The organism is Proteus penneri (assembly GCF_022369495.1).
Lineage (GTDB): Bacteria > Pseudomonadota > Gammaproteobacteria > Enterobacterales > Enterobacteriaceae > Proteus > Proteus penneri.
Genome location: NZ_CP059690.1, coordinates 1,747,323 through 1,774,124 on the forward strand (window position 1 = coordinate 1,747,323; position 26,802 = coordinate 1,774,124).

29 protein-coding genes are annotated in these 26,802 nt (G+C 39.9%); 5 read left to right on the forward strand and 24 right to left on the reverse strand.

Annotated features, from left to right (window positions below; genetic code table 11):
- The first annotated feature begins 60 nt into the window (after positions 1 to 60).
- Positions 61 to 312, forward strand: coding sequence for a hypothetical protein (locus H1225_RS07995; RefSeq protein WP_239739632.1), 252 nt, complete (start codon positions 61 to 63; stop codon positions 310 to 312).
- 24 nt (positions 313 to 336) lie between these two features.
- Here H1225_RS07995 and H1225_RS08000 read toward each other — a convergent pair whose 3' ends face one another.
- The 24 genes from H1225_RS08000 to H1225_RS08115 all read right to left on the reverse strand — a co-directional run bounded on the left by H1225_RS08000 (position 337) and on the right by H1225_RS08115 (position 22,810).
- Positions 337 to 636 (reverse strand): hypothetical protein, encoded by a 300-nt coding sequence (locus H1225_RS08000; protein ID WP_004243333.1) that lies wholly within the window; start codon positions 634 to 636, stop codon positions 337 to 339.
- 10 nt (positions 637 to 646) lie between these two features.
- Entirely contained in the window at positions 647 to 4,024 is a 3,378-nt protein-coding gene (locus tag H1225_RS08005) for a hypothetical protein (RefSeq protein WP_239739634.1), read from the reverse strand.
- Entirely contained in the window at positions 4,024 to 7,107 is a 3,084-nt protein-coding gene (locus H1225_RS08010) for a hypothetical protein (RefSeq protein ID WP_239739636.1), read from the reverse strand. The genes H1225_RS08005 and H1225_RS08010 overlap by 1 nt, the downstream gene beginning before the upstream one ends.
- A gap of 2 nt (positions 7,108 to 7,109) precedes the next feature.
- Positions 7,110 to 7,658 (reverse strand): hypothetical protein, encoded by a 549-nt coding sequence (locus H1225_RS08015; RefSeq protein WP_004243338.1) that lies wholly within the window; start codon positions 7,656 to 7,658, stop codon positions 7,110 to 7,112.
- Positions 7,658 to 8,128, reverse strand: a complete 471-nt coding sequence (locus H1225_RS08020; protein WP_239739638.1) for a hypothetical protein — start codon at positions 8,126 to 8,128, stop codon at positions 7,658 to 7,660. The genes H1225_RS08015 and H1225_RS08020 overlap by 1 nt, the downstream gene beginning before the upstream one ends.
- A gap of 1 nt (position 8,129) precedes the next feature.
- Positions 8,130 to 10,592: a phage tail protein gene (locus H1225_RS08025; protein ID WP_239739640.1), complete on the reverse strand. Its 2,463-nt coding sequence runs from the start codon at positions 10,590 to 10,592 to the stop codon at positions 8,130 to 8,132.
- On the reverse strand, positions 10,592 to 11,197 hold the full coding sequence (locus tag H1225_RS08030; RefSeq protein ID WP_004243342.1) for a phage connector family protein: 606 nt from the start codon (positions 11,195 to 11,197) through the stop codon (positions 10,592 to 10,594). The genes H1225_RS08025 and H1225_RS08030 overlap by 1 nt, the downstream gene beginning before the upstream one ends.
- Positions 11,197 to 11,508, reverse strand: coding sequence for a capsid staple protein (gene gp10, locus H1225_RS08035; RefSeq protein WP_004243343.1), 312 nt, complete (start codon positions 11,506 to 11,508; stop codon positions 11,197 to 11,199). Before gp10 ends, H1225_RS08030 begins: the two co-directional genes overlap by 1 nt.
- 64 nt (positions 11,509 to 11,572) lie before the next feature.
- Complete coding sequence (locus tag H1225_RS08040) at positions 11,573 to 11,914, reverse strand: hypothetical protein (protein WP_239739642.1); 342 nt, start codon at positions 11,912 to 11,914, stop codon at positions 11,573 to 11,575.
- Positions 11,915 to 11,922: 8 nt separating this feature from the next.
- The gene (locus tag H1225_RS08045; protein WP_239739644.1) at positions 11,923 to 12,354 is read right to left on the reverse strand and encodes a Bbp16 family capsid cement protein; all 432 of its coding nucleotides are present in this window, start codon (positions 12,352 to 12,354) and stop codon (positions 11,923 to 11,925) included.
- 58 nt (positions 12,355 to 12,412) lie between these two features.
- The gene (locus tag H1225_RS08050) at positions 12,413 to 13,393 is read right to left on the reverse strand and encodes a major capsid protein (protein WP_135000030.1); all 981 of its coding nucleotides are present in this window, start codon (positions 13,391 to 13,393) and stop codon (positions 12,413 to 12,415) included.
- Between the two features lie 15 nt (positions 13,394 to 13,408).
- Entirely contained in the window at positions 13,409 to 14,086 is a 678-nt protein-coding gene (locus H1225_RS08055) for a peptidase (RefSeq protein ID WP_239739645.1), read from the reverse strand.
- 29 nt (positions 14,087 to 14,115) lie between these two features.
- Positions 14,116 to 14,430: a Bbp19 family protein gene (locus H1225_RS08060; protein WP_239739647.1), complete on the reverse strand. Its 315-nt coding sequence runs from the start codon at positions 14,428 to 14,430 to the stop codon at positions 14,116 to 14,118.
- Complete coding sequence (locus H1225_RS08065; RefSeq protein ID WP_239739649.1) at positions 14,427 to 16,091, reverse strand: portal protein; 1,665 nt, start codon at positions 16,089 to 16,091, stop codon at positions 14,427 to 14,429. Before H1225_RS08065 ends, H1225_RS08060 begins: the two co-directional genes overlap by 4 nt.
- A 9-nt stretch (positions 16,092 to 16,100) precedes the next feature.
- Positions 16,101 to 16,310, reverse strand: coding sequence for a hypothetical protein (locus H1225_RS08070; RefSeq protein ID WP_020945812.1), 210 nt, complete (start codon positions 16,308 to 16,310; stop codon positions 16,101 to 16,103).
- A 184-nt stretch (positions 16,311 to 16,494) separates the two neighbouring features.
- Positions 16,495 to 17,979, reverse strand: a complete 1,485-nt coding sequence (locus H1225_RS08075) for a terminase (protein ID WP_239739652.1) — start codon at positions 17,977 to 17,979, stop codon at positions 16,495 to 16,497.
- A complete protein-coding gene (locus H1225_RS08080; protein ID WP_239739690.1) occupies positions 17,979 to 18,554 on the reverse strand; it encodes a terminase small subunit in 576 nt (191 codons plus the stop codon). Before H1225_RS08080 ends, H1225_RS08075 begins: the two co-directional genes overlap by 1 nt.
- 53 nt (positions 18,555 to 18,607) lie before the next feature.
- Complete coding sequence (locus H1225_RS08085) at positions 18,608 to 19,432, reverse strand: S1 family peptidase (protein WP_239739653.1); 825 nt, start codon at positions 19,430 to 19,432, stop codon at positions 18,608 to 18,610.
- Between the two features lie 371 nt (positions 19,433 to 19,803).
- The gene (locus tag H1225_RS08090) at positions 19,804 to 20,199 is read right to left on the reverse strand and encodes a RusA family crossover junction endodeoxyribonuclease (RefSeq protein WP_049203709.1); all 396 of its coding nucleotides are present in this window, start codon (positions 20,197 to 20,199) and stop codon (positions 19,804 to 19,806) included.
- Positions 20,196 to 20,609 carry a hypothetical protein gene (locus H1225_RS08095; RefSeq protein ID WP_239739654.1) on the reverse strand — a complete coding sequence of 138 codons (414 nt, stop codon included), beginning with the start codon at positions 20,607 to 20,609 and terminating at the stop codon, positions 20,196 to 20,198. The genes H1225_RS08090 and H1225_RS08095 overlap by 4 nt, the downstream gene beginning before the upstream one ends.
- 222 nt (positions 20,610 to 20,831) lie before the next feature.
- Positions 20,832 to 21,314, reverse strand: coding sequence for a replication protein P (locus H1225_RS08100; RefSeq protein ID WP_239739655.1), 483 nt, complete (start codon positions 21,312 to 21,314; stop codon positions 20,832 to 20,834).
- Complete coding sequence (locus H1225_RS08105) at positions 21,283 to 22,218, reverse strand: DnaT-like ssDNA-binding domain-containing protein (RefSeq protein ID WP_239739656.1); 936 nt, start codon at positions 22,216 to 22,218, stop codon at positions 21,283 to 21,285. Before H1225_RS08105 ends, H1225_RS08100 begins: the two co-directional genes overlap by 32 nt.
- Before the next feature lies 1 nt (position 22,219).
- The gene (locus H1225_RS08110; RefSeq protein ID WP_064505758.1) at positions 22,220 to 22,447 is read right to left on the reverse strand and encodes a hypothetical protein; all 228 of its coding nucleotides are present in this window, start codon (positions 22,445 to 22,447) and stop codon (positions 22,220 to 22,222) included.
- A 141-nt stretch (positions 22,448 to 22,588) separates the two neighbouring features.
- Positions 22,589 to 22,810, reverse strand: a complete 222-nt coding sequence (locus H1225_RS08115; protein ID WP_231135526.1) for a hypothetical protein — start codon at positions 22,808 to 22,810, stop codon at positions 22,589 to 22,591.
- A gap of 134 nt (positions 22,811 to 22,944) precedes the next feature.
- On the opposite strand from H1225_RS08115, the gene H1225_RS08120 reads away from it, so the two are divergent.
- The 4 genes from H1225_RS08120 (at position 22,945) to H1225_RS08135 (ending at position 26,802) form a co-directional block, all read left to right on the forward strand.
- Positions 22,945 to 23,553, forward strand: a complete 609-nt coding sequence (locus H1225_RS08120; RefSeq protein WP_072068383.1) for a DNA-binding protein — start codon at positions 22,945 to 22,947, stop codon at positions 23,551 to 23,553.
- 248 nt (positions 23,554 to 23,801) lie between these two features.
- Entirely contained in the window at positions 23,802 to 23,963 is a 162-nt protein-coding gene (locus H1225_RS08125) for a hypothetical protein (protein WP_004243375.1), read from the forward strand.
- Complete coding sequence (locus tag H1225_RS08130) at positions 23,950 to 25,674, forward strand: PD-(D/E)XK nuclease-like domain-containing protein (protein ID WP_239739657.1); 1,725 nt, start codon at positions 23,950 to 23,952, stop codon at positions 25,672 to 25,674. The genes H1225_RS08125 and H1225_RS08130 overlap by 14 nt, the downstream gene beginning before the upstream one ends.
- Before the next feature lie 45 nt (positions 25,675 to 25,719).
- The gene (locus H1225_RS08135; protein WP_239739660.1) at positions 25,720 to 26,802 is read left to right on the forward strand and encodes a RecT family recombinase; all 1,083 of its coding nucleotides are present in this window, start codon (positions 25,720 to 25,722) and stop codon (positions 26,800 to 26,802) included.

The window sequence follows — 26,802 nt, forward strand, 5'->3', positions numbered from 1 at the left end:
TTTAATGCATTTACATTATTATAGTTTACGTAATTATTTTCATTAGTGAGGACTTTAGCCATGGAAAAGAAGTATAAATACCCTGCACCAGCTAACTATCCAGATGTAGTGAATACCGATGAAGGGATTGAAAAGTTAATTACAAAATCAAACCTTGAAGCACTTTTAACAAAGATGGAAAGCGATGGTCATGATGTATCAGCTCCGCTTGTAGAACTGATAGCAATGAGAAACTTTATAGTTCAAAAGATGAGAGGCAATAAAAATATAATACCGTTGGTGGAATGTATTTTAGCTGAATTAAAGAAATGAGAACAATGCACCGCTTAAGCGGTGCTATTTATATATTTCGTTAATAAAATCACTTTTTGATTCTTTATATTTCTTACCAAAAAGACTTTTACAAGCATCATCCATTACCAACTCTGCTTTTTTGAGCTTGTCTTTACAGTGAAAAAAGTACAAACATAAGCCTATTGTCACAAAAACAAATAATATAGTTCCGCCACGTGGAAAGATAAAGCTCATAAATACACCAAAAATACAGGCAATAAGAATATATTTTGCTGTATTATAACTAAGCATTGCATCATCATAATCTTTCTGTATTTTTAATAACTTATCTTTATTCCACATGGCGTTTACTCTATTTCATCTGCTCCTCAACCTGATTCAATAATGGTGACAAATAAAACAAGTTTTGGAAAGGTAATAGTTTGCGTACAGATCGCACTTCTCTATCATCAAACTCACCATTTAATACACCTGATGTAATGTTTTTAATATCACCACCGAGGTCAAATGTAGGCCCTAATAATGCACCAATTCCATTACGGCTTTGATAACGTGATGCTGGTGGCCCACCAAACATAGCACTCATACCATAAGTACCACCGCTAAGGTTTTCCAATACGTTGTTAGGCTCACCTAGCCATCCCATCATTCCTGACCAGTCTAAACCCTCTTTTACTAAGTTAGCTGGTTCGGTATTAATATCTCGTCCTGCCATTTTGGCTTTGAGAACATAGACTAGGGATCCAAGTGCAACCTGAAGCAATGCACCATAGTAAAATGATGCATCACCCGATTGTATGCCTGAGACCAACGCTCTATTGTGAGTAGCAAAGAAAAAGGTTTTAAACTGCATAACTATCTTACCTAATTCACTACTCATCATTAATGGTGTATCACCAATGCCCGGTGTGATCACAGTAGTTCTTACATCTTTTAATACTGCTGCCTGAAATGTTTCACGCACAACACGATCATCCCATAAGTGGCTATGCCCTGTTAACATGCCGTCTAAGTCTTCACCGTGTCGCTTAAACTGATCTGCTATACGCTTTAGCATTGATTCATCAATACCAATATGAGCCAGTTTCTTTATTTCTCGTTTACTTAACGAACCACCAGCATCTAAAGTGTTTGCTGCTCTCAGCACCTTAGATTGAGTAATAACACCAGACCACATTTTCATCGTGTCAGTGTATTGGTTCATCAACGTAAGATTGCCAAATTTCTGTGATGACCATTGTAAACCACGTTCTAAATAGCTACGTCTGCTATAGGGATCATTAAGGTCAGCAATCACCTTAGAACGACTGGATAATACATATTCAAGACCAATACCCATTTCACGCAAATCAGCTTTAGCAATACGCATAGCGCCGATATCAGTTAGCATCTTACCCAATGGTTTTAACGCACTACGTAAACCGTGTTGCATAATCGGACGAGCCATATCAGGCAACGATGATATTGTCATGCCACCTAATAAACGTAAGAAGTTAACGTGACGAGCCACACGACCAGCACGAACAAAGAAAGTAGAGGGATCTTTAGGTGCTCCGTAGGTTCCTAGTAGACGGTCACGCATCGCGCGAATATCACGTAGATCCGCCTCTCTTCGTGCTTCTAATCGACTGCGTTCTTTAGGTGTGGTTGCATCAGCAATAAGTTGGTTATATTCCTCTGTAATCGCTTTGATTTGATTATCCATATCAACACGGCCAAATTTAGCCGTGAGTTCAATTTCAGGCGCAACTTGGCGAATATAGTTTTCCATCACATAGTTAACATCTGATTCGAGATAGTCTTTAATGCGTTCATCAGGAATGTTTAGCGTTCTATCTTTTGTAAAACCAGCACGCTTAACTAATCCATCAGGGATCAGTTCACTGGGTACAATGCCAGACGGGGCACCGATAATTTTATTAACGATATCATCTGCTGCCGCATCTAACTCTTCACGCTCTAAAGGTGTCATGCGATTTAATGCTGATTGTCTAATTCTGTCATGGCGAGTTAATGAATTCGCTGTTCGTGTTAAACGACGATGTTCATTCCTAAACTTGCGAGGATTATCAAGAATATCAACACTACGTTGTAACGCAGGTAATTTATTCTCAGCATCATTAATACGTTGTAACTTTCTTTGTAATGTTGCCTGTCTTCTTGTTTGTGTTTTATTTAGCTTAGTAAGGTTAGAAAGTGAATTTAGCTCAACTTCTACCGCGTTCTTTTCATTAATGATTTTTTGATATTTATTAATATCATCCATCAACAAAGATTTTTTACCTGACCAACTCTCAGCCTCTTTAATCTCAAGCCCTAAACGTTCAGCTTGTGGTGAAGCGTTACGTGCTTTATCAATACCGATTTCAGCACGATCAAGGCTACCTTTGGCTTTATTTATCGAGGTTTGATTAATCTCTTCTAACCAGTCAGCAATGATTTTCTTAAATTCAGTACGATCATTTAAAATTTTGTCGAATTTATAAATACGAGGGAAATAGCTTTGTGCCGTTGTCACCTTTACACCTTCACGCAAGATCCCTAATTCAACCATTCTATCTTTGGTTGCTTCGACAATAGGTCTAATAGAACGTGCCGCCTCAGCAATTTGTGGTATCGCATGAGTATCACCGTTACGCATAGCATCACCAACAGCTTCACTAAATTGGTAATAGCTCATATCACGGCCACCAGATTGACGATACTGTTTAAAGTGGTCTTTCGTCGATTCTACTTGCTTATAAACAAGTGTTTCATAACCTCTCACTTTTGTTTCAACAGCGGTAAATGTCGCAATACCTTCTTCATTTTTAGCAAAGGTAAAGTTGTTTTCTGTGAGTTGTTGGTTAATTTGGCGCGCTGTTTTAGATGGTGATTGAGCAACACGGCCAACAGGGCTAACCATCATTGTTCTATTAACAAAAGAGGGGCCTTTTAGTGTCTCTTGTTCAAGTGTGGTATTAGCAACTTCCGCAGCACCAATGCTTCGATCACCAGATTGATTGGCTGGTGGATTATTACTTGGTTGAGGTTCAATAATGTCATTTCTAACTTTATTAATTAACTCACCTCGATTTCTAACTAATTGCGCAGCTGAACCTAAGGTTCCGCCTATCATGGCATCCAGCGTAACGTTAATCGCACTCTCAGTTAATGTTCGTGTTTCTTGGGTACTATGTAATGCCATTTCAGAAGCTACGCCACCAGCAGTATTTGCCAATGCAAACTTACCTGCTGTTGCACCAACACTACCGCCTTTTACTATTGCACCACCTGGTATCATCATTGCAGCGACATTAATTGGATCAATAACCCCCATAGCTATGCTACTCACAATACCGGCACCACCTGAATCCATTAATTGCTGTCTATCATTCTTCTCACGATCAATGCGTTGTTTTATTACAGCGGTTTCTTGAGGAGAGTTTGAATGAATAAAGGCATCGGCATAGTCTTCATAGCCTGAAAGCGTTAATTCATCTTCAAATGGGTTATAGCCTTCTACATCTTCAAATTGATTAAAAGGTGCAGTAGCAATCAAGCTACCCACTGAGTTATCGATACGAAACGCCGCATCACGTAATTCTTTAGTTTGCCTTCTATCATCAAGCGGATTAATAGGGTCATACCAAGACGGTGAAACATTATCACCGTAAGTAGGTTCAGTTTGCTGAACAGCATTAATATCCGCAGATAAAATATCATCAGGTTGTTGTTCGTAAATAGGCATCAGTTTTTATCCCAAGAAAAATAATTATTGAATTTATTTACTCGCTCATTGTGAGCTTCTTTATATTGCTCACGGATACTTTGACGACGTTCATCAAATTCTGAGCGCGATTTATCCAATGCTTCTTCTCGTTCCCTTTTATCCTGAGCTTCCTTAACGCTTTGCTGGCGTTTTTCCATTACCTCTTTATACATTGGTGATGATGACTGTTCTGGTTTAAAGCGAATAGGTAAACCGTTATCTCCCGTGTATGGGCGATAAATAGGGATATCATCACTACCGGTTTGTTTTATCATTATGCCGTAGCTGTAATCTCTGGGAGTCACTGCATCAGAGACAATAACGATTTCAGTGCCAGAAGAAGCGCCACCAAATGACTTAGACATTAATTGCTTTTTCTCTTCTTCCCATTGTCCAGCGATCCAGTTGCCAGCACCTGATTCATTAATACCGTATACGGCTTCGGGTGCATAACGCATAACCTCTTCACTGCCATTGATATTAGATACCGCCCACGTTCTTTTAATTTGAGCGTTGGTCATTTTCTTGGCTAGTTCTGCGTCACCGCCTGTTTCAGCAAAGTTAGCGTCATACAGTGTTTGATAGTCACGTAAGTAAGCGCCATTTTGAGTACCAGGCTTACTAACGCTTGGTGAAGAAAATGGTTTATACCAAGGGTAAAAATCATTGATATTAGATTGCGCTGCTTTATCTCTATCCTTGATATATCCTTTATCCCTGATTTGAGAAGCGATCATTTGCTTAGTGCGTTCATCTTGTTCAAATGTCGTCTTAAATGCAGTTTCTACCGCTTTCTCATCAGGCATACCAGCTCGACTTAAACTATATACTTTTGAGTAATACGCCATTGTGCTTGATGGAATATCAGTCGCTGATGCCGGATTGTTATCAAATATCTGCCCATACATTTTCGCGATAGGAAGAACAACTTCAGGATCTTTAGACGTTGCCCCCATATTCAATACAGACTTAACTTGTGATGGGATAATCCCTGTTCTTGCTGTAAGTTCAGCAACGGCATTTAAGCTATTATCATCACGTAAATTAAAGCTCTGCTGAATATGTTGTTCAAAGTAATCATCTGCTGCCTGCTGATTATTCTTATTATTAGGATCAAGCGGAAAGTTATTTTGTATTGAAAGTTGTAATCGGTTAGCAGCAAACTGCTTATCTTGTTCCTTGATATTACCTTCAACGAACTTACCAAATTTCTCCCAACGTTGAATTTTGCTTTCGTAGTTTGCTTCGCCCGTTTGTGGTCTGATTTGAGATAACAAAGCCTGCTGTGCTTGTGGAGACATCTCTTTAGCTGCTGACATAAAACCAGCATAACGCTTAGCTTCTTGCATATCAGCAGACATAGCTGAACCTTTGTCATAACCAAACGCAGAGATTAATTCATCATGAGTAGGCGCATTAGGTGCTTCAAGTCCTCTTTCCCATGCTGCGTAAGAGTCAGCGACACGAGTACCAAATTGTTGCTGTAACTCACCTTGCTTTTGCTTACGTAGCTGTTCTGCTTGTCGTAAATATTTTGCTTGGTCAGCTTCATCTAAGGCATCGAAAGCGGCAGATCCAGTTAATAGTTTTGGTGCTTCTGATGTCGCTTGTAATTCAACAAAACCAAGTGCTGACTGTATGCCTGTTGCTATCTGCTCATCAGTGTAATTAACACGGTTACGCCCATTCTCTTTATACATTATCGCTGTCGATAAATGCGTTAAGGTATCTAAATTCGTTAAGTCTAATGGCTGATTAGGTGCAACACCGAGGTAATCAGATACATACTCAATGTATGCCTGAGTATCATTATTATCTTCTGGTGGCGCCCAACGATTAATGATCTGCTCTGGTGTAACAAAACCCTGTCGAGCATAAGAAAGTAGATTTTTACCTAATGCTCTAATTCCGTGCTCAGGTGTGGCAAACTTAGCAAATGCACCATCATCACCGGTTTGCCCTACCCATTTATTGCTAGATATACGAATATTACCAGGGTTGTTGTTTCTAACACCTCTTGTATCACCGTTACTAGGTGTATACATATTCTCTTGCTGTTTATGCAGATTATCAGCGTAAGCAGTTGCATCTTCTGGGTTATCAAAAATTCCTAAGTGCTTACCTGTTTGCTCGTATAACGCAATGGCTTCATCATCAGATAACAGCTTGCCATCGTCACTTACGGTAGGTATTAGCACTTCACCATCATCAGTACCAATAGAAATCGTTCTTACTGTACTAATTGAGCCGTCTTCGTTTTTAACTGTTGGTCTATTGAGTAAGTTAATATTGCCCTGCTGGGTCATTCCTTTAACTTTACTAACAGTACCACCATAGAACGCATTATTTCTGGTAGCACCACCAAGGCTTGAAGGTTCTCCATTTCGTTCTAAGAACCCCATATAATCAGCACCGAGTTGATTTTCAATCGCTTTACGAGCAGTTGCCACTTTGAATTCTTGTTTCTTGGCGAGGATCTGCTCTTCACCCCAACCGTGTGATAATCCAAACTCTTCTATTTGCTGAAACACTTGTTTATGTGCAGAGATATAAACCTGATTATCTCCGTACATTGATGCGGCAGACTCTGCATTTAATGTTAGCGTTGATTGAAACTGATCTTGTTCATAAGCTTTGATTTGCCCCATCTCATGACGATTCGCTTGTGATGCAAACTGAACACCCATTTCTTGCGCTTGTTGCATAAAGCTTTGTCGAACAATATCGTCAGGTAATGTTGATGATATTTCACCAGCATAATCACGAAATGACTGCTCATACTCAGACGCTTTACCAATCGCATTTTTACCTTGTTGAGAAAGTAATCCATTTTGTGGATCGGTCATCAGTTCGTTGGCTTTCTGTCGTAGCTGTAATGCGGCATCTTGCGCCAGTGCAACATTGGCTCTTTGTTTTGCTTCTGCAAATAAACCAACATATTGCTCACCAACACGACCAAAGCCCGCGCCAAAAGCATCTGGTGATGATTGAACAGAAAACCCATTATTTGGTAACTGCTCAGGCATAACCGTTCTATTATCGTATGTAGGAACCTTTGGCATAATTAAAATCCTTTTGGTGCTTTAGCAAATGTCTTACCCGCTTTCGCAGCACCTGAGCCACCACCACCGAATGGACTCCATGTACCACCAGCCAGCTGATACGCACCATAAGCTTGAATAGGTGCTGTTAATAACGTTGTCATTGCCCCCATATTGCCTGAGCGTCTTGCCATTTTTGCATTAAGGCGATCATTCTCAGCTTGCATACGATAGCCATACGCTTCACGAGAAGCGTTATTAACCATAGTTAACGCATCAAGCTCGCCCATAGCTGCTGTATCACCCAAAATATCTAAAGCACCTGCAGTACTTAAATCAATGCCACTGGCTGACATTGTTGCCGCCTGTGTGCCGGCTAATTGGCGAGTACGTCTACGCTGTTCTTGTGCCTGAGCGTTGCCTTTATTAATTGCATCAAGCGCAGCATCTTCATTAATTTTGGCGTTTTGATTAGCCACTGATGCTTGAAATTTACCATCGGTATATTGTCCGTATGCTTGCAATGCAGAAGTACCAATTACTGCTGCCGCTAATGTTGTTGGTTCACACATTATTTAGCCCTCAATGTAAAACGATGAAAAGGTAACTGAAGTAAACCTGCTGGCTTTGCTTCTTCAATCTGAAACCCCAACCAATGGAGCCAAGCCTTAGCAATATGATTACGTTCATCGACATAATTCATCAGTGTTGTGTATTGCCCTAACATCTGTTTTAAGATGGGTTTACAGCGCCGTAGAAAGGTTTTCTGGTGTTGCTCTAATAAATCAGTTCCCACCAACCAAGGAACACCTAAACCAGTAAGTAATGAGCCAGAAGCAACACCAAAAATAGTCACCACCTCATCATTAATAATGCCGGAATAGGCTTTAGTAGAAACAGATAAGCCATGCCGTAATACCTGTTCAGGTGTTTGCATCGACATAGCGTAGAACTCATCAACATCAGCTTGTCTTACATGTGGCAATAAACGAACAATATGTTCATGAGTAGCAGGAATAATTTGTACATGATGTTTTTTCATATTAGAAACCACCAGCATCAATACGCGGAATAACAGAGAGCACCGCTAATGGTAACGGGTCAACCTGTCTAATAAAGACACGTCCGTTTTTGCTCCAATCTGCATCTAAATTAATTTCAACAATACCTGTGGCATCATCAACAGGATTGTCGTAAAACTCGAATTGACGTTGAGGATACTCATATAACCGTTCTTTTTCAGTACCAGCCCAAATACCCCGACTACTATTTACAATTAATCTGGCAACCTTAATAAGCTTCTTCTTATCAAGTAATGTTTCTTGCCCATTGATATGGATATCAAGCGTTTCTAATTCACTGGTAATAGGTAGTCCGATATGTACTACGGCTGATGGTGTATCAATTTCCACTGCACCATTGGTGACAATAGCCTGTGGTGAAACGTTAGCGTCAGAAAGAATATTAACCGTCTTACCTTCAAGATGATTTAAGCCAGAAAAGCGATAGCGGGCAATGCTCCATTCAGTAGTGGGCGTATTTTGTAATGCTGGTGGAATGTTGCGATTAGCAGAAATAACCACTTGATTTGCAGATACATATTGAACAATCTTACAGCGAAGCTCTTTGTGCTCATTATCTTCAAAATAAGGAATATTGACGGCACTACCGATATCAGAAGCGCTAAAGACTGGATCGCCTGAAATCACTAATGGATAGTTTTCTTGATAGTTCCACTCACCCGATCCACCCGTCAGGGTTGCTGTTTTTACATCATCTGTGTTTCTACCGTCATAACTTAAGCCAGAATCCACAAAGAAAGCATCTTCTGTACGAGTAAATAAACGGCTAGCCAATCGTTCTATATACCGAACCTGTTTACCGTTTACTGTACGCTGAACAATAAAATAGGCTGAATCTTCATTGCCTTCACTGATCGAGCACGTGGACTCAAATTTCCCTTCTGTCGATTGTGGCGCCCATGCAAAAACTTGCTGTTCTCTTAAATAGGTTAAAGCCAGCATTAACCCATCGTCACGTATGCACCATGCAATAGAATATGGAACCGTAGTAAATGACCAATCAACAATACGGTGGCGTTGAAATAGGTGATTTGCCAACATAGTTAAGTCAGTGCCTTGATACCCATCCACATCAAAGGAATACGATAAATCACGCACGGCACTACCTTTCTCTTGTATATAAAGCGCAATGTTCGCAACAGAGATTGGCGGTAAATCACTTGAACCGTTAGCACCTTGTGATGACATTGAAAAACTGGAAGGTGTAAGTACTTTGTTCTGATCACCCGTGATTTGATATTCACCGCCAGAGGTCAATGCCACCAGCGAACCGACATCAATCAAATGGCGAATTTCATTAACTTGACGACCTGCATACGTGTAGATAATGCGATCATCATCCTGAATAGGATTATTGCGCCCAAAGTCTTTATAGTCACCGCTACGACTGGCCCATATCGTTTGTGGATAGGCACGAGAGCCAGCAAAGAATAAACGTTGTTGATAATAAACAACGGTGCTTGGATAACCATCAACATCATTCCACACTGCACGCGCCCATTTATGGCTGGCGTTATCTTCACCAACGGCATTGGATGGAATATAAGAGATCACCTTTCCTGTGGCTGTTTTGCCATCTTCACTTACAGTTTCAATTTTTACGATACCAAAACCACTATGAAGATATTCCCACTGAATACCAGTATCACCACCCCAACCATCCCAACTTATTCCTTCCGTGTGAGACGGCCTTAGTGTTCCTGTTTTACCGCCACTGTTGGCACGATAGTAGTTACTGTCAGCACGGCGTTGATCATTGAGATTTGTTGTTTTATCTGTTTCCCATACAGGAACCGCATCAATATCACGTTGCTCTAAATAGAACTGCTTACCTATTTGCTCGGTACCAAAAATATCATGCGTAGACGTTAACGTAATTTTCCCCGTGCTTGCACTGGCATAAACTTTCATTGCCTTATCGGTATTGATATCTTCAAAGGGGCCATTCTTTGTTTCAACGGAGACTAACTTCCAATCATCATGATCGTAACGCTGTAACTCCATTGGTGGATAATCAGTATGAACAATCGTCATAACATCGGCTGATTGCGTATACTTCAAATCAAACAAATCAGCTTCTTTATAAGGTGTCGCTAATTCAAACACTTCGCCTTTATGTTCACCATCAGCATAGAGAACCTGCCCACCATCTTTAAACACACGAATATAACGATCACCAAACTCTAACGCATAGGTTTGTACTGTACTGAATTGGAAAGGAATAAGGCGAGACTTCTTATTTTGATACTTTGTTTCAGCAATAAATCGTGTGCCTGGTCTATTTTCAACGCCACCATATTGACGAACAATAAAGTTATGGCACTTGCGCAGTGCGGTTGAATACTTCGCAAGATCAACACGACCATATAGGCTTGGTGCAATTTCACCGCCTGAAAAACTAGGTTGAATAAGACTAAATGGCATTATGACAACCTCGCTTGTGTGAATTCATCCATATAATCAGTTGGCTCTGCTGACTCACTTAATGAATGTGCGGCCGCGCTTTTAATAACACCTTGATAAATTTGTAATGCCTCACCACCAATACCCGCATTTGATGCCAATGGACGAGCCAATTCAGCCGCTAAACGCCATGCAAGGGCATCTTTAAATAACGCATCAAACATATTGACGTCAGTAATACGCGCAACATACTCAAGCCATGCACTAGGATGATCAGTAAAAATTAATCGACCAGTGCCGTTTTCATCTGAACCAACATGAAAATGGATTGCTGTATCTGGTCTACGGTACTTTTGATGAGGTTCGACAATGCCAATGGCTTTTAGACAATCATTAGGATAGCGATAGGCATACGCCCAATTAGGTGGGGGATTATTTGTATTGGCTAATGCCACCTTTTTAGTCGCAAAGTTCCAAGGAAAATCGGCCAGCACACTATCACGGCATTGCGCATAATGAAGATTGCATTGAACAGCTTCTTTGCTGGCTTCAGTCATACTATTAATTGAACGACTATTACCAATGCGACTTAATGCAATATTGCAGATTTCAATTTCTGAGGCCATTACTCACCCCCATCAAAAAGAACATCTGCCGTTGATTTAGTGTCGCCGGCACCTAGAGCCAGATCGGTTATTTGTAACTCTACATATACTGACTTCTTCCCTTCGCGTTCATTAATGGATTTAGACAGTATTTTGGCAACAGCAGACAACTCAATACTTTCACCAACATCAGGAATAGAAACACCTAATTTTTCTATTGTGTCGTTTTCAAGTGAAATACGTAGCCCGTATGGATATTCTTCACGGGTTTCTTTTTCACCTTTGGCATTTTCATAAGTTTCTGTGCTGGTTTTTAGATTGATTAGTTTCATTGGATATCTCTCGGCTCAAGTAGAAAATAAAAAAGGGGCTCTCGCCCCCCTTTATCATCGGGGGTTAAACCCCAAGTTCTTTCCGCTTTTCATCTATTGCGGTGCGCATTTTATCTGCGCCCATATTGTGATGAGGTGCTTTACCAAATAGCTGGGTATATTGCTCACGAAGCGCATCAAGGCTTGAGTCAATCGCCACACCTGAACCGCTAACAGCAATATTACTTATACCTTCACCAGTATTATCACTAGCCCCATCAGACACACTATGAGTATTAAGTCGAGCATCAGCGCCACCAATTAACGCTAAGTTATCGCCAGCTATACCGTCGTACTCAACCTCTTCACCGATTTCAAGTAGACGCCCAGCGATAAATGATTTTTTTAAAACCTTATATCGTGACATGTCACACCTTATTGAGTTACAGCATCGTAAATAGGATGAGCATCAACAGTTAGGTTAATGCCCGCGGTGAACTTACCCGCCGTTAATGGCCCTTCTGCAACAACATATTGCAGGCGCAGGTACTTCAGAACGCCTTGAGGTACTTTCGCCACAATACGTTTACCTGCATTCAAATCGGCAATTGGTATAGCAACAGATTCAAAGATAGATTTAGCATCAGAGAATTTATCATCTGTCGCGGTTTCTAACTTAATTTGAACAGTCGCTTCACCTGCTGCTTTAGCCTGTTCAGTCACCTGTGCAAACAGCTCTAATGGCTCACCAATACCGATATCACGAAATGCACCATTCACTGGCGTTAAGTCGATAATTTGCTTACTTACAGCAGATGCAGTAACAGCCTGATCCAGTGAAAAAAGCGTTTCTTTATCTAAAATCATTTTGACTATCTCCAAATAAATGAAAGTTAGCGGAGCCGTTAAACGACACCGCAATAACTTATTTCACCTGATCTTCTGTCGTTAGAATGGTGTCAACTCGGCGAACAGGGATCTCATCGAATGTGACGACTTTCTTACCTGCCACTTCTGCCATAGAAATATTGACGTTTTTACTGTTTTTAATTTGGCGACGCATCCAGCTACGGATTTGGTGATTACAATAAATAGCTGGACGGCCTAATGATAAATTAGGAATTTTTTCAATTGCTTGAATCAATAAGTCAGGAAGGTCAAGAGCATCTTCCTTTTCTGGATCTTTACCAATTTTAGATAAATCAATATTGGCGATACGGACGACATAACGCCAGTCACGCACCGTTAGTCCATTTTCCCATTTAAAATGGGTGCGATACCCCTGATATTTACCACCATTATCATCTTGTAACGTCACTTCACCTAAATGGTTTTGTTCTAAACCTGCTTTAGAACCTTTAGGGAAAATGCCATGAACCGTATTTTCACCCCATACCACTAACCAAATAGAAGTTAAGTTACTACCAGTACCACCAGCATCAATAATGTTGACGGCATTCTTCGCTTTCATATCGTTAAAGCGTGCGGCTAAACCCGTAAAGCGCTGAGGATGTACAGATGTATCACCATAAATTAAAGTTTCTGCCATTTCCTGATTCATTGACTCAATAAATGCAAGAGATTCTGACAGTAAAAACTCATTTTTCTGACCATTTAGATCAGCCAGTTTTTTATCAACTTCAGAGTAAGTTTCCAGCATACCCGTTGTATCGGTTACTTGTGCTGTGGTTGATTTACTAGGCGGAACACCATAGTTAAGCAAGCGCCATGTTGCAGATGGTAAACCAGTACGAACGGTTGTACGGTGGCCTGTTGGCAAGTTGCCTTCAACAAAAACCATGTCATCTAATATTTCATTAGTTTGACTTAACAGCTCAACAATCTTCGCTTGCTTGCTGTCAGGGCCTTGTCGTTTAGCCCAATCAACGAGAGTTAAAGCAGGCATGTTATTTCCTCTTTGTTATCCAAATAAAACATCAGCAGCACTTTTACTGCCGTTACTGTTGCCAGTGACAAGACCGTCCTCTGACATTGCTTTGCCAACACCGGCAAAGATACGAATAAGCTCAGGATGGTTACCTAGTCCTGACTCTTCTAAATACTGTTTCAGTTCAGGTGAACCGAACTTATCCATTGCTTTTTGTGCCGCACCGATAGATTCAGCGGAACCAAGCTCTTTATCTGCTTTAACAGTTTCAGCCCATTGCTCTGTCTGTTTTTGCCAACCTTCAGCAAGTTGCTTATTAATCGCTGGCATGATTTTAGAGCCATAAACATCAACCAATTTTTGCGCTTGTTCGTTGTTTAAATTCAGCTCACGAGCAATCGGCTCAAAGACTTCCAATGCACCTTTATCAAGCTCTTGCCCTTCTTCTGGTGCTTTAAATTCATACTTTTCAGGCGCACCTACATCTGATTTATTGGCATCATTTTTCTTATCAGCTGGCTTGCCTTGCTCTCCACCATTCTCTTTTTCAGTGCTTTTAGTAGGATCAGCACTGTTTGCTGGTGGCTCATTTTTATCTGTTGCTGATGTTTCCTGAGTAGGTTCCGTTGCTGCACCGCCACCGCCTTCACCTCCCTCGCTGTGTTGCTCGTTATACAAGCGACGCATGATTAATTTATGCCATAAGTTCATGACTGCTTCTCCCATTCTTTAAATCTTGGTTAAACGCTTGGTGTAACTGCTTCATTTGCCATTTGCGCATAAAGCTCAGGGCAAACTTGGTGTAATTGATTGAAAACTTTTAACCCATAATTACGCTCGCCCTCTCTAAATGCCATTGCATATGGATCATTAGAAAAAGAGCTACGAAATACGCCAGAGTCAGAAATCAAACGCCAAATAACAGCACGCCCAACTTCTGTGGACATAACCTCTTTTAGCTGTTGTTCTTCTTTCTCTTGCCTATTTATTTGTTGAATATCGTATTCAGCACGAGCATTTCTCTCGTCTTCATACGCATCAAATGGATGTGTCATTGAGCACCTCCACCAGCCATAGCGGACAAGGCACTATCATTATCAAGATTGGTATCACTGAGCGTTTTAGCACCATCAATAGCGGACTGCGCCATTTGCATCTGAGCCATTTGTTGTTGCTGTGCTTGTCGTTGTTGACGTATGGCTTGTACTTGCTCATTGGTTGCAACGATTGTTGGAGAGACACCAATAGCAGACGCATAGTTATCAATAGCATCATCAGCGTTTAACTTATCAAGGGCTTCTGGTTTAACTCTTGCCAGATTGCCAACAAAGCCCGCAAAGCGTTCGATACTACCAACGCCAATCGCTTTCTGTGCCTGAGCCATTACAGAAATATACTCAACCTTTAGATCCATTCCCTGCATTTCATCAGGTGCAACGGGAAGTAAGTTTTTGTTTACCAAGATTGAGAAAGTGCGATTAATCAGCTTGTCGAGTAACTCAGAATCAAGACGTTGCAGAACAGGCCCTAATTGCAATAGTTTCTCTTCTCGCATCTCAACAACGGCTTCAATCGGCATAGAGCGCGTATTCACCATTTGCATCATACGGAATAAATCGACAAAGTAAGCGGTATCAATTAGTTGACGGGTATCTTGAACATCTTCAAGTAGTGCTTTCAATGCTACGGGTTGAACATCAAAAATCGTTTGAATTTTATTAGTAGGATTTGCCTCATCAAGATAGTTAATGCCTCCGGGTATGGTATTTACCCGTTGGTTTTTTAATGATGCAGGTACTTGTAAAGGTGGATTAGTCAGCTTATCAATCATCTGCGCTTTACGTTTCTGCATTAATTGAAGCGCTTTAGTACCACCTAACGCCAACATACCGGGGCAAGATGAACCGTAAACATCTTCACCATTCACTTCCCAACGTGGCGCCATAATAGGAAATTCATCATAGCCAGATTCACGTAACACTTTCTCGCTATCGCCAGCCACTTCAAGATAAACGGATTTAAAAGGCTTATGCTTTGCCTCTAACTTTCCTGTTTGTCGTTCAAGGTTTGGATATACGGCATGAACCACTTCAACCCATTGGCTGTACTGGCTTGAATTCCACATTGATTTAACAGTATCGCTGACACTATCAGTCCCGAACTCCATCACCAACTGGCGAACGGTCATCGTAAATTTTCGATAGCAAACATCAACACTCAGGCTTGGGCTATTCGCAATGTAATAACTGCCAAGGGGGAAATGAACGGTACGGATAATACGCTGGCTATCTTCAACAACGGCCATTGCAGCAGTGCCAAAGGTACCTAAATCGCCATACATCAACGGTAATGACTGATAGAGGTTAGAACGATTGAACACTTCGTTCATGCGTTGTTCGGTGGTTTCTAGCCAAAGTTTTACAGGGCCATAATCCATTAAATCAGGATCAGGTGTCGCTAAACGAAACCAAGGACGAGCAGGACTTGTAATACCTGACATCATGCCACTGGAAAGCACCGATGAAGCTAAAGATGCCGTAGGGTCAATGATCTTACTATTACGGCGATCACCTCGATTAACCTCAGATGCAGTAAAGCGCGTACTACGAGGACGAGTGAAATCTGACAATTCACGCCAATGCGGTTCAAATGAGCTACGCTCTGTTTCCAACTGATTAAGTTGTTGCAGTAGCTGTTGTTTTAATGGCGTTGACATAGTCACCCCTTATTGACCAAGTAAGGTTTTACCGCTGGTGGATGCTGAACTTGTCGCACCCTGCGCACCTGTTAGTAACGTAGACTTACGACCTGCGGCTGCACGGCGACGACGCATTTCATCATCACGACTACCCGTTACTGCCGCATCTTGTTCTTGAGGTGCTGCCTGAACTGGTGGAGGAGTAGTAATTTTTGGAGTTGAGCCTAATCCGCACATAATTCACCCATAGATTAAATTAACCAGTATTGCATATTAAATTAATAATACATGTTATTTGACAATATTGAAAATTATAACTACCATTTTGGTCATGCAATGCCACTGCATTTTTCTCGGTATTGTTACCACGACAGCGTGCTTTACCTTAGGACTGTTTGCCCTCTACTCCAGAGGGCTTTTTTTATGCGAATGGATCGTAATCTGAATTGCTGACATTAACGCCAGAATGAAGTGAAGAGTAATTTCTATCTATTTTGGTGACTGGATAGGCAAACGTCAGTGCGAGCGCATCACCTTTACCCGGTGAACGACCAAGACGCTTTTTAATTTCTGTTTTATCTTCTAGTACAATCTTGCTATCGATAACACGAACCTTGTATTCACCACATGACAAATCATCTGCGGTTTCCTGATCATCAATAGCCCCACCAATTTTTAGCCATGTCTTAACGCTGTTATACATTTCACCACGTTTGTTTAGCATCTGTGGATCTGTTGATGCACCACCAAACTTAACTAAACGCCACACGCGTCCCCAACTTGTTCCAATAGAGTGAATACCGGTACCGTAACCAAAATCGATATGCACAGCGTCAGCCTTGTATTGATCTTCAAAGTCAGCAATGCGCTTTGCCATAACAACATCATCAGTTGTTTTAAAGCCCGTCCACAAACATTTACTAAATAAACCTTGGCGCAGATAAATCACCGCATCATCAATACCAGAATAGGCGGGGTCAACACCAATAATTACAGGCGCGTGCGCAACTTCTGCCTGTGTGACAATGCGCTTCATGGCTTCATCAGTTAAACCTGTTGGAATAAATTGCAACTCTGATGCTGACGGGAACACACCACGAACACGGACTTTAAAGAAGTCGCTATCTTCGCCGTAGTCCTCTTCCCAGTTTTTAATCTGCTCTTTGTTGCTCCCTTCGACGGTACGACTATCAATCTGCTTAGTGTTCCAACGATGTTTAAACTTACGAAAGCACTCACGAAAGCGCCCTGTGTTACGGGTTGGGTTACCAAATGCAATCCAAATGATTTCAGTACCTTCATCCGTTAACGCCCCTTCTGCCACTTCCCATACCAGATCGGCAATATTAGACGCTTCATCAAACACGAGGATAATACGCTTGCCTTTGTTGTGAAGCCCTGCGAATGCCTCCGTGTTGTTCTCTGACCACGGCACCGCATCAGCACGCCAAGCATTAGCATGATTAGGATCGTTTGAATAGATAGCTGTCTTAGTGCAAGTAAACCAATTATTGGTAAGTGATAGACGTTGCCACTTCGCTATTTCTGGCCACGTTTTAGTGCGTAGCTGATTTTCAGTGTTAGCAGTAACGACTACCTTACAATCTTCGCAGGTATCCATACCCCACTTGATGATCATTGAAATAAATGCCGATTTACCGATACCGTGACCAGAAGCACGAGCAAGTAACAATGGCTGGTGGCGTGTCTTTGGATTGCGTAGATGTTCACCGATTTCATTTAATGCTTCGGCTTGCCACTGACGAGGACCATTGTATTCTTCAAGCTCTCCACCAGCTTCACCCCACGGAAATGCGTAATACGCATAACCTAATGGATCATGCGTAAATGATGCGATATCTTCAATGAGTTGTTCTTCTTGTGACTTCTGCAAAGCTTCTGACATTACTCAACACTCCCTTGCTGAGCATGAGCACGTTTACGAGCAGATGCCAACTTATCAGCCAATGATACGTTTACATCGACCTGTACTCTGTCTCTAAAGGCATTGATATCAACGTGCTTACCAATCAGTTCAAGCACCTTAATTTTATCCAGTAACTTCACTTTTTTAATGCGTGTATCACCGTCAATATCAATGATATCGAATGCAGCAACACTTTTTCGCCAAATAGGAGACCATTCTGATATTGGTTTAATATCGCCTTTCTTATTGAGAATATCGGCAATATCTGCATCAAGCATATCTACCAAGCGTTTGAGTACATTGTCAGCACTCATCTTGGTACGCTTATTGCGCTGTTGCATAAGTTGTGCGATACGCTCTTGAATACGGGGATCAGCCATTAGCTGTGATGCGCGCTTGCAAGCACTGCCAGAAGCATATCCAGCAGAGATTGCAGCATCAGTTTGATTATCGGGGGATTTGATATATTCCTGACAGAAACGTTCCATCTTGTCGTTGATAGGCGTTGGCTGTCGTGCAGGTTTCTTTCTTGGTCTTTTGATAGTCATAATCATCACCTCTTTGGTTATTATGACCATCAAAAGAAAATCATTCAATCATATTGGGTTTATTGATTAAGTCTTAATAACATGTTTTTTATAACCAACAATTCATTTGCTTTAATAATAAAACCTAAATTCATCATTAATCTTGTTGATATCATATGTCTATAATCCGTAGGTACTTGTACAGATATTATTTCACCTTCAGCATTAATTACAGGACCTGCATATAAAATACCAAGTAATACTAGCCTTTCACCTAATACGGCGTTATCTCCATCCATAAATACACCATCATCATAGATATAAACTGGAGAACCACTAGAACCAGGAAAACATGCGATATCAGCAATGAATCTTTTTTTACCTTGCCAATCTTGTTTAACATTTGAAGCTGTAAGTCCTTTTCTAGTTATTGGTTTGTTATTAACATCATCCCACAGACCACTAGGATATCCTGTCATATATATTTCTTGGATTGATGAAATATTTCCTAACTCTTGAGATTCATTAGTAAAAATAATGTCTTCATGAAATGGAAAAATTTCCGCTATAAAGCCTTTTTCTTCTAAGTCATTCAATATCATTGCTATTGGACAAACACATAAATCAACATCATCATCTGGGTAAAATACAAACAACTGGCTAACATTATTAATTTCAATACCATATTTATTTATAACAGAATTATCCTCTTTATTTTTTACTGAAATAAAAAAACTAATTTTATTTGCATTTTCTATTACATGTTTATTTGTAACTAAGACAGGAATAACCTGATTCTCTTCGTTACCTTTAAAAAAAACAAAAAAACCAGTACCTACACTATCATTGTCAGCAGTTATTCTTGTCGTTGAGTACTCTATTTTGTCACCAAATTTGGGGTTCATATTTATTTATCCTTCAGACTAAAAAACATTTTCTATTAAATAATGATTTGGGTATTTAAATCCATCCATCATTATATTTTATAATAGTAATAATCTATGGTATTTTTATATATTAACCTCAATAAACATTTAATAATGCCACACTATTCACAAATTAATTCCTGTTACATATAAAATACTATGTTCTAATTTCACATTTACTTATTTGAATCACAACGCCATCTTCCTTATGTCTGATTTATTCATCTAAAAATCCTCTTGCGTGACATGTCACAGTTATTTGAGTTATTGAATAAGACTAATAACATCAATTTATTGGCTCATAATTTCTTCCCAAACTCATTCAACAATTAATTAACTGAGTCACTAACTTAACGAATGGTAATAAGTTCATGATTTTCTGTATTTTCAGGTAACGTTACCCCTATCTTTCCCTGCTCACCCCAAAGCTTTGACGCGCTGATATTCCACACCCTGCAATCTTCATCAAATATGGCGTCCATAACGGCTTTAATCAGATTATCGACATCAGGACGTTGCTGGTGGGGTTTGCCATTCATCTCAATACGTTTCTTCTTGCTCCATGATTTAGGCATAGGGATAACAAACGTTAGGTGAGCACCGCTTTCCGGTAACGTAAAACGGTTAGCTCTCATCTCGTCACAAAAAGCGTGGTACTTAACGACAACGGGTCTTTTCTTCCATGCGTCACGTTGTGTCATACGTGGCTTCGGTACAGGATTGATATAATAAATTTGCTGTTTCATGCGCGTACCGCCACCAGCATTGCGTTCATACGGTTATGAATATCAGCAATCTTTCCATGCTGTAACGGTGGTAAGCTCTTTCTGACGTAGGTTAGTGAGCCTTTCTGACAGATAACATGCTTATCCGTAGGTTTTGCTGGCTTCTTGGTCATTAGAGAGGCTTCTTTTTTGATATCTAATTCACGTAGGCGCTCCATGTAATCAGGCGTTAGCGTGTATACATAACCAATGCCGACTACCGCTTTGCGTTCTACAACGGCGCTTTCAATCAATTTAATCAGCGCATAATTGGTTGTTGAACGGTTCTTCTTTCCCTTGAGATCAGAAGCAATTGCCGTTATCTCGTTAACTGACAATGATTTTTTATTGTCACGTAAAATATCAACAACAAAATCCTGCATAAATTTCATGTACGATAACCCTTAAGAGATTAATCATTATGGTTAATACATCCAATTTGGTTATGTTTTCAAGTGTAAAAAAACAGAGTTTTTAATTAAACTCATACCTACTTAAAACGCTCTCAAATCGTCTATACGCTGTTTTCACTACTCAGACACTCAATCGCATACCTACAACAAATAAAACTCACCAGTGTTTATTACGCTAAGGATTTTGATATCCAATAAACCTTATGCCGATTTATGTTTACGTTTATCAACATTTTCTAATAAATCCATCCATGCAGGTCTCGGTCTGGTTTTATCTTCAAGTCTTAACGTAGGCTTAGGTATGACCTCACCTCGTTGCACTCGCTCAGACCACATACGGATCATTTTATTTAAACGCTTCTCAACCTCCGCTTCTGTCAGCCTAAGGTCATATACCTTTTGCCTAAGGTCAGTGAAGATCCAATACTGCACCGGATGCCTAAAGGGGTACATCTCAGCACTATGGTAATTACATCGTCTGGCTAGGTATTTATTGAAATCTCTCAGCATTTCATCAAATGGAATTCCAAAAGTATTAGCGTCTACCAACTTGTCAGAAAGCATTGAAATAACATCAGATAACTCTGGTGGCCACGGATTACCATTGCTACAACGCTCAATGCAGAATTTAAATATCAAATCGAATTGATCGCTATTCAATCCGCTGAGTGCTCGTTTCCACATCAATGAGGGTTCCGTCCCGTTCTTGTTTGTCCATTTCTCCCCATAGAACTCCGTCATTTGTAGCCAAAGAGTCGAGATACTCTTGCCCATGTTTTTCTCTGATCTTATGTTCCACGAGTTGTACGGCTCTTGATTTGCCACTGTTTGGATCGAATTTAAATTCTGATTTGCCATTATTATTTACTCCAGTATTGCTATTATTCGCTTTAGCACGTTGGAATTTAATACTTTTTGCCAATGCCATTTCCCATTGTTCGTGATGTTTAGCTTTCCCCTCGGCTTTCCAGTACGTAATAAATTCGGCAAGTTCAGTTGGTTTAACTGGCTCTGTTAGTGCATGTCCCCAAAAAGCAGATTTACGTAAAAAATCGCTATCAGGTTCCCATTCATCAAACATCACAAATTTACCGTCAACGCTAAAACCACCAGCAGGAACTCTGTCATTTAAAATAGCATTATCCACATCAGGCAAATTTCCTTCGCGCGTGTTACAGAGAGTTGTTTTAATACTTCCTTTCCCTTCCTTTCCTAAAGGTAGTCCTACCGTATCGCTACCGTAGTCATACGGTAGTAGGTTCATCTCTTTGATTTTACTTGGCGTTTTCTTGTTTACGACTTGATGTTTTGTGAAATTATTTATTAATCCAAAGTGCTTCCCATTTTGGGTAGAAAATAAGCTGATATAGCCACAGTTGGAAAGCTCATGTAGTAGTACCGGAATACTACGGGAGGTTTCACGTATTGGAAAAACAGCCGCTTTTATTAGCTTTGGATTAGCATTGAAATAGCCTTCATCATCAGCGTAATTTAATAGCCCTATCGCCAATAAACACGCTGACTCAGATATTTCAGCCATATCCTCATCAGTCCAAAATGTTGGCTTAATAGTCCTGATACGGGCCATATCACCCCCTGATATTGTCTTCATAAGCAATATTTCTATTACGAGTACGAGCCATCTTTAATAACCTGCTGACTTCTTTTCTGTAGTTGGATGAATTAATTGCGGAACATTCAACACAAACACCATTACTGGTAAAACGCTCAGAATCATGACCATGTCTACATAATTTTCCCGTATAGAAACGACTTAGACCATTTTCAATGGCTTGCTTTCTAGTCACAATTTTCATCATCACCTCTTTTTCTATGATTAGTTAGCAATAAGATTATCCATTATTTTAAAATAGATCAACCCAAAAAGACTTATTGGTTATCAATAAAAAATTAAGGACCACCGAAGTGATCCTTATCAATAAACAGCCTTTGAATTATTATCGAATAAAGAAATTGATTAATTGCTCTCTGGTTGCATCTGCACCGAACTCAATACAGACATCATATAACTTATTGAGTTTACTTAGTGATGGTTTGCGTTTTGCATAGCGTAGCTGATGTGATAGATACAGTTGGCTATACCCCGTTCTTTGAGAGAATGCTTCTCTTTGCTTAATCGTTAAGCCATTCCAAAATTTTTTAAAGTCGAAAACTTCCATAATTTCACCAATTTGATTAACCAATAAATAATAGTAACCGTTTAGGTACTTTACCAAAAGGGTTATTTGTTTGTTTAATACACCATAACTTAATCAAATTTGTATAAAGAATAGACACCAAAGGACTTGGAGAAATGAAAAGCATTGCTGAAATTAGAAAAGATAACCTGATTTATATTATTGAACGCTACTACAACGGCAAACAAAAACTATTGGCTGATGCGTTAGGCGTAGCACCAAGTATGATCTCTCGTTACCTATCACCAAAAGATTTAAAAAGTCATCGTGAACTCACCGACCCAATGTCACGCAAAATTGAATATGTGACTAGAATTAGCAAATATTGGATGGATGTAGACCACTTAAAAGAAGGTCATGCGGAGTCAGAAAAAGAGGAATATATTCCGACTGAAATTGGCAAGATACTCTCAGATAACATCACAACATTTATGTTAAACGATGGAATAAAATCAAGAGTTAAGCTTTCTGTCGATTCAGGGCTTGCACAATCAACAGTTAACCGCATTATTAATTGTGAAGCCAGTGCCACCGCTGAAAGCATTGATGCCATTGCAAAAGCAATGGGTCGCCAAGCCTATGAATTACTGATCCCTAAAAATGATAAAGGCACTATTAACTATGATAGAAGAGCCTATTCAAAACTTCCCACCAGCGAACAAGCTGCTATTGAAAACTTCATTGAATTTATCATTAATAAAAACCAGCCTATCTCCCACGACTAACCCTCTCCATTAAAAAGAAGTCATATACTGGCTTCTTTTTACTCTTAATAAATCATTAAATTTCATAGTGATAAAAACAAACATAACCACATTGGTGATTTATTTGTTTTTCATGGTTGACAATGGTTAATTTATGGTTATGATTAAAAACATAAGTTAACCAATACGGTTAATTTGCTCTTTAACAATATGGATAAAAGAGACTGATTTTTTAATGCGCTCAGACATAACCAATTTGGTGATTAGTCATGATCTTTTATATCAAAGACGGTAAGCATGTATTTACCTTATCTGGCTTAAATGAGTCACAGTCATTTGACAATTTTAAAGCCGGTATTGAGTGGGCTTATGTAAGAAAGCTCGCATTACAAACAGAACAATTAGTAGGTAAACAAAATGTCAGACACTAAGCACTTAAATGTGTTGATTGCAAAAGCTCTTTTACTTAACCAAGATATTACTGATAGCGAACAAGTAGATGCGCTAACAGCTCATATCAATGGTGATATTGAAAAAGAAGAGTTTAAGCAATATGACCACTTTATTAATATCACGCTACTTGCACTTTCATTGGTTCCTAATATCAGTAGTGAACTCAGTGAAGAGCAAATCGTTAACGCTATTATGTCATTTATTGATAACCCTGATATGCGTAGCGTTCGCCATAGAGTTAATCACTTTAACTCATTAATAAACCCAAAAACCACCTCAGTTGAGGTAGAAAAAAAGGAAGTACCTCAGGAAGAGGTGATTTTTAACGCCACTAAAGATAACCAAAATGGTCAACACAAGGAGGTGGAAGATATTCCAAAGGAAGAAAATGACCAACCTGCTTATTTTGAACCTGGTCGTTATCCCGATATTCCTAACGAGGTGTATCACAGTTCAAACGGTATCAGCAGTTCGATGCTAAAAGATGCTCGTATTAGTTTGATGTATTACGAGTTACGCCATGTAACAAAAGTTATTGAGCGTGAAAATAAGCGTTGTTTCGACTTAGGTAGCGCATTCCACACGTTAACAATGGAACCTGAAAAGTTTGATGCTGAATTCAGTGTTAAGCCAATTATTCCAGAAGGTGCCTTTACAACAACGGAAACAATGAAGTCATGGATTGACGAATACAACAATAAGTTGCCTAAGAAGCTCTCACAAGATGAGTTAAAAGCAATTATTGAAGAACATAATGCCACTCTGACACCGCAACTTTCCACCAGCGGAAAAGCCGAAGAGCTAGGTCAGATATACATGCAGTTGCCCGATGAATTTAAAACCATCCCTGAAGATGGGAAATTTACTGGTGCAGCAATGAAAGCCTGTATCAAAGCCTATAACGATACTTTGCCAACACCATTGAAAACCTCAGGTAATACAGATGCATTACTTGAGCAGATATACCACCACATCAATCCTGAATTATATTTAGCAGAAGTAAGTAAGCCTGAGCCACTTAGAAAACCCGTCAAGAAAGATGATCTCATGCAGGTCATTAAAGAAGTAAAACCTGATGCTGTATTTGAAGATGAAATCATTAGCCAGTGGCTTAGTGACGATTCAAAAATTCATGTTCAAACCATTGACTATGAAATGGCAAATAACATGCGTAACGCTGTTATGAACCACAAAGAAGCATCCAGTTTATTAAATCACCCTAACCGTGTATCAGAAGTGAGTTACTACGGCATTGATGAAGATACCGGCCTTGAAATTCGTGTTCGTCCTGATATCGAGATTCAAACAGAAAATAACCGATTAGGTTTTGACCTCAAATCAGTAGCACTGGGTCGATTTAAACAAGATGCCATTGAAGCCATGATCCGCAGAGAAATCATTAATCGCGATTATCACATCAGTGCAGCTATGTATTGTGATGTGGCAATGCTGGATCAGTTCTTCTGGATATTCGTTAACAAAGACGAACATTACCACTGGGTCGCTATCGTTGAAGCCTCTCCTGAATTACTTGAACTGGGTCGCGCTGAGTACAAAAAGACACTGCGTGATATCCGTGAAGCTATGGATACAGGATATTGGCCAGCGCCTATCACCACTACTCTCACTATCGGTATCACTGACTTTGAGCAGAGAAAGTTAGAAGAACTGCAAAACGAAGTCGCTTAATAAAACTGCGCTTGATTAATCAGGCGCACGCTTGGAGTAAATATTATGTCAGAAGTAGCCACTATTGATCAGAGTAACAACTTAGCAGTATTCAACCCAGATAAGTTAAGTAGCCTAATTGAGTTTTCAAAAATAATGGCTAAAGGGAAAATTACGGTACCCGAACATTTGCGCGATAACGATTCTGATTGCTTAGCAATTACCATGCAAGCAATGCAATGGGATATGAACCCGTTTGTTGTAGCTCAAAAAACCTATACCGTTAATGGTGTTCTTGGGTATGAAGCGCAATTAGTAAACGCCTTAGTATCAAGCTCAACAGCTATTCAAGGGCGCTTCCATTATGAATATAGCGAAACTGGTTGGGAGAAACTAACCAAAAGCAAAGAAATCACAAAACAACGAAACGGTAAAGAGTATTCATTTCGTGTTCGTGATTGGACTGATGCAGATGAGCATGGTTTATGGATACGTGTAGGAGCAATTCTTCGCGGTGAAAATGAAATTACGTGGGGAGAGAAAATTTACCTATCTAGTGTCGTTACTCGCAATTCCCCTCTCTGGTCAACAAACCCAAAACAGCAGTTAGCTTATCTTGCTGTAAAATATTGGGCCCGTCTTTATTGTCCGGAAGTTATTTTGGGTGTGTATACGCCAGAAGAACTTGAAGATCGTCCGATTAAAGATATCACCCCACCGAAAGAACGTGTAAGCATTAATGAAATTACCAACCAGCAACAGCCAATCAATGCTGAATCGGTAAAAGAGACTCAAGGCGAGTTTATACCTAAGTTCGATGCTGAAACCTTTAGATTAGCTATTGATGATGTTCAGACTGTCGAAGAAGCTAAAAATATTCGTGCAGAAATTGAGAACTTAAAAAATGAAATGGGGATCAACCTGTTTACTGAATTAAAAAATAAAGCAGTACAGGCATACCACCGTATTGATGCACGTAATGCCCTAGAAGCTTCTATTAACTCACTTCCTGAATCTGGCTCACCTGAAGCTACCGAAGCATTTGAAAAAGTAGACAAGCTACTTAAATCAAGCAAAAGAAAACTTGGTGATGAGTTATACGAATCTTTCTCTATCACACTTAATGATATGCGCCCTGAATACCAGTGA

Bases quoted from the DNA above. Each gene is read 5' to 3' on its own strand.
- H1225_RS08045 (WP_239739644.1), bottom strand. From the start codon at position 12,354: ATGATTTTAGATAAAGAAACGCTTTTTTCACTGGATCAGGCTGTTACT.
- H1225_RS08090 (WP_049203709.1), bottom strand. From the start codon at position 20,199: ATGAAACAGCAAATTTATTATATCAATCCTGTACCGAAGCCACGTATG.
- H1225_RS08120 (WP_072068383.1), top strand. From the start codon at position 22,945: ATGAAAAGCATTGCTGAAATTAGAAAAGATAACCTGATTTATATTATT.
- H1225_RS08000 (WP_004243333.1), bottom strand. From the start codon at position 636: ATGTGGAATAAAGATAAGTTATTAAAAATACAGAAAGATTATGATGAT.
- H1225_RS08135 (WP_239739660.1), top strand. From the start codon at position 25,720: ATGTCAGAAGTAGCCACTATTGATCAGAGTAACAACTTAGCAGTATTC.
- H1225_RS08030 (WP_004243342.1), bottom strand. From the start codon at position 11,197: ATGGCCTCAGAAATTGAAATCTGCAATATTGCATTAAGTCGCATTGGT.
- gp10 (WP_004243343.1), bottom strand. From the start codon at position 11,508: ATGAAACTAATCAATCTAAAAACCAGCACAGAAACTTATGAAAATGCC.
- H1225_RS08080 (WP_239739690.1), bottom strand. From the start codon at position 18,554: ATGATTATGACTATCAAAAGACCAAGAAAGAAACCTGCACGACAGCCA.
- H1225_RS08130 (WP_239739657.1), top strand. From the start codon at position 23,950: ATGTCAGACACTAAGCACTTAAATGTGTTGATTGCAAAAGCTCTTTTA.
- H1225_RS07995 (WP_239739632.1), top strand. From the start codon at position 61: ATGGAAAAGAAGTATAAATACCCTGCACCAGCTAACTATCCAGATGTA.
- H1225_RS08020 (WP_239739638.1), bottom strand. From the start codon at position 8,128: ATGAAAAAACATCATGTACAAATTATTCCTGCTACTCATGAACATATT.
- H1225_RS08070 (WP_020945812.1), bottom strand. From the start codon at position 16,310: ATGTGCGGATTAGGCTCAACTCCAAAAATTACTACTCCTCCACCAGTT.
- H1225_RS08095 (WP_239739654.1), bottom strand. From the start codon at position 20,609: ATGAAATTTATGCAGGATTTTGTTGTTGATATTTTACGTGACAATAAA.
- H1225_RS08025 (WP_239739640.1), bottom strand. From the start codon at position 10,592: ATGCCATTTAGTCTTATTCAACCTAGTTTTTCAGGCGGTGAAATTGCA.
- H1225_RS08040 (WP_239739642.1), bottom strand. From the start codon at position 11,914: ATGTCACGATATAAGGTTTTAAAAAAATCATTTATCGCTGGGCGTCTA.
- H1225_RS08015 (WP_004243338.1), bottom strand. From the start codon at position 7,658: ATGTGTGAACCAACAACATTAGCGGCAGCAGTAATTGGTACTTCTGCA.
- H1225_RS08125 (WP_004243375.1), top strand. From the start codon at position 23,802: ATGATCTTTTATATCAAAGACGGTAAGCATGTATTTACCTTATCTGGC.
- H1225_RS08085 (WP_239739653.1), bottom strand. From the start codon at position 19,432: ATGAACCCCAAATTTGGTGACAAAATAGAGTACTCAACGACAAGAATA.
- H1225_RS08065 (WP_239739649.1), bottom strand. From the start codon at position 16,091: ATGTCAACGCCATTAAAACAACAGCTACTGCAACAACTTAATCAGTTG.
- H1225_RS08115 (WP_231135526.1), bottom strand. From the start codon at position 22,810: ATGGAAGTTTTCGACTTTAAAAAATTTTGGAATGGCTTAACGATTAAG.
- H1225_RS08105 (WP_239739656.1), bottom strand. From the start codon at position 22,218: ATGGCCCGTATCAGGACTATTAAGCCAACATTTTGGACTGATGAGGAT.
- H1225_RS08060 (WP_239739647.1), bottom strand. From the start codon at position 14,430: ATGACACATCCATTTGATGCGTATGAAGACGAGAGAAATGCTCGTGCT.
- H1225_RS08110 (WP_064505758.1), bottom strand. From the start codon at position 22,447: ATGAAAATTGTGACTAGAAAGCAAGCCATTGAAAATGGTCTAAGTCGT.
- H1225_RS08010 (WP_239739636.1), bottom strand. From the start codon at position 7,107: ATGCCAAAGGTTCCTACATACGATAATAGAACGGTTATGCCTGAGCAG.
- H1225_RS08005 (WP_239739634.1), bottom strand. From the start codon at position 4,024: ATGCCTATTTACGAACAACAACCTGATGATATTTTATCTGCGGATATT.
- H1225_RS08055 (WP_239739645.1), bottom strand. From the start codon at position 14,086: ATGAACTTATGGCATAAATTAATCATGCGTCGCTTGTATAACGAGCAA.
- H1225_RS08050 (WP_135000030.1), bottom strand. From the start codon at position 13,393: ATGCCTGCTTTAACTCTCGTTGATTGGGCTAAACGACAAGGCCCTGAC.
- H1225_RS08100 (WP_239739655.1), bottom strand. From the start codon at position 21,314: ATGTGGAAACGAGCACTCAGCGGATTGAATAGCGATCAATTCGATTTG.
- H1225_RS08075 (WP_239739652.1), bottom strand. From the start codon at position 17,979: ATGTCAGAAGCTTTGCAGAAGTCACAAGAAGAACAACTCATTGAAGAT.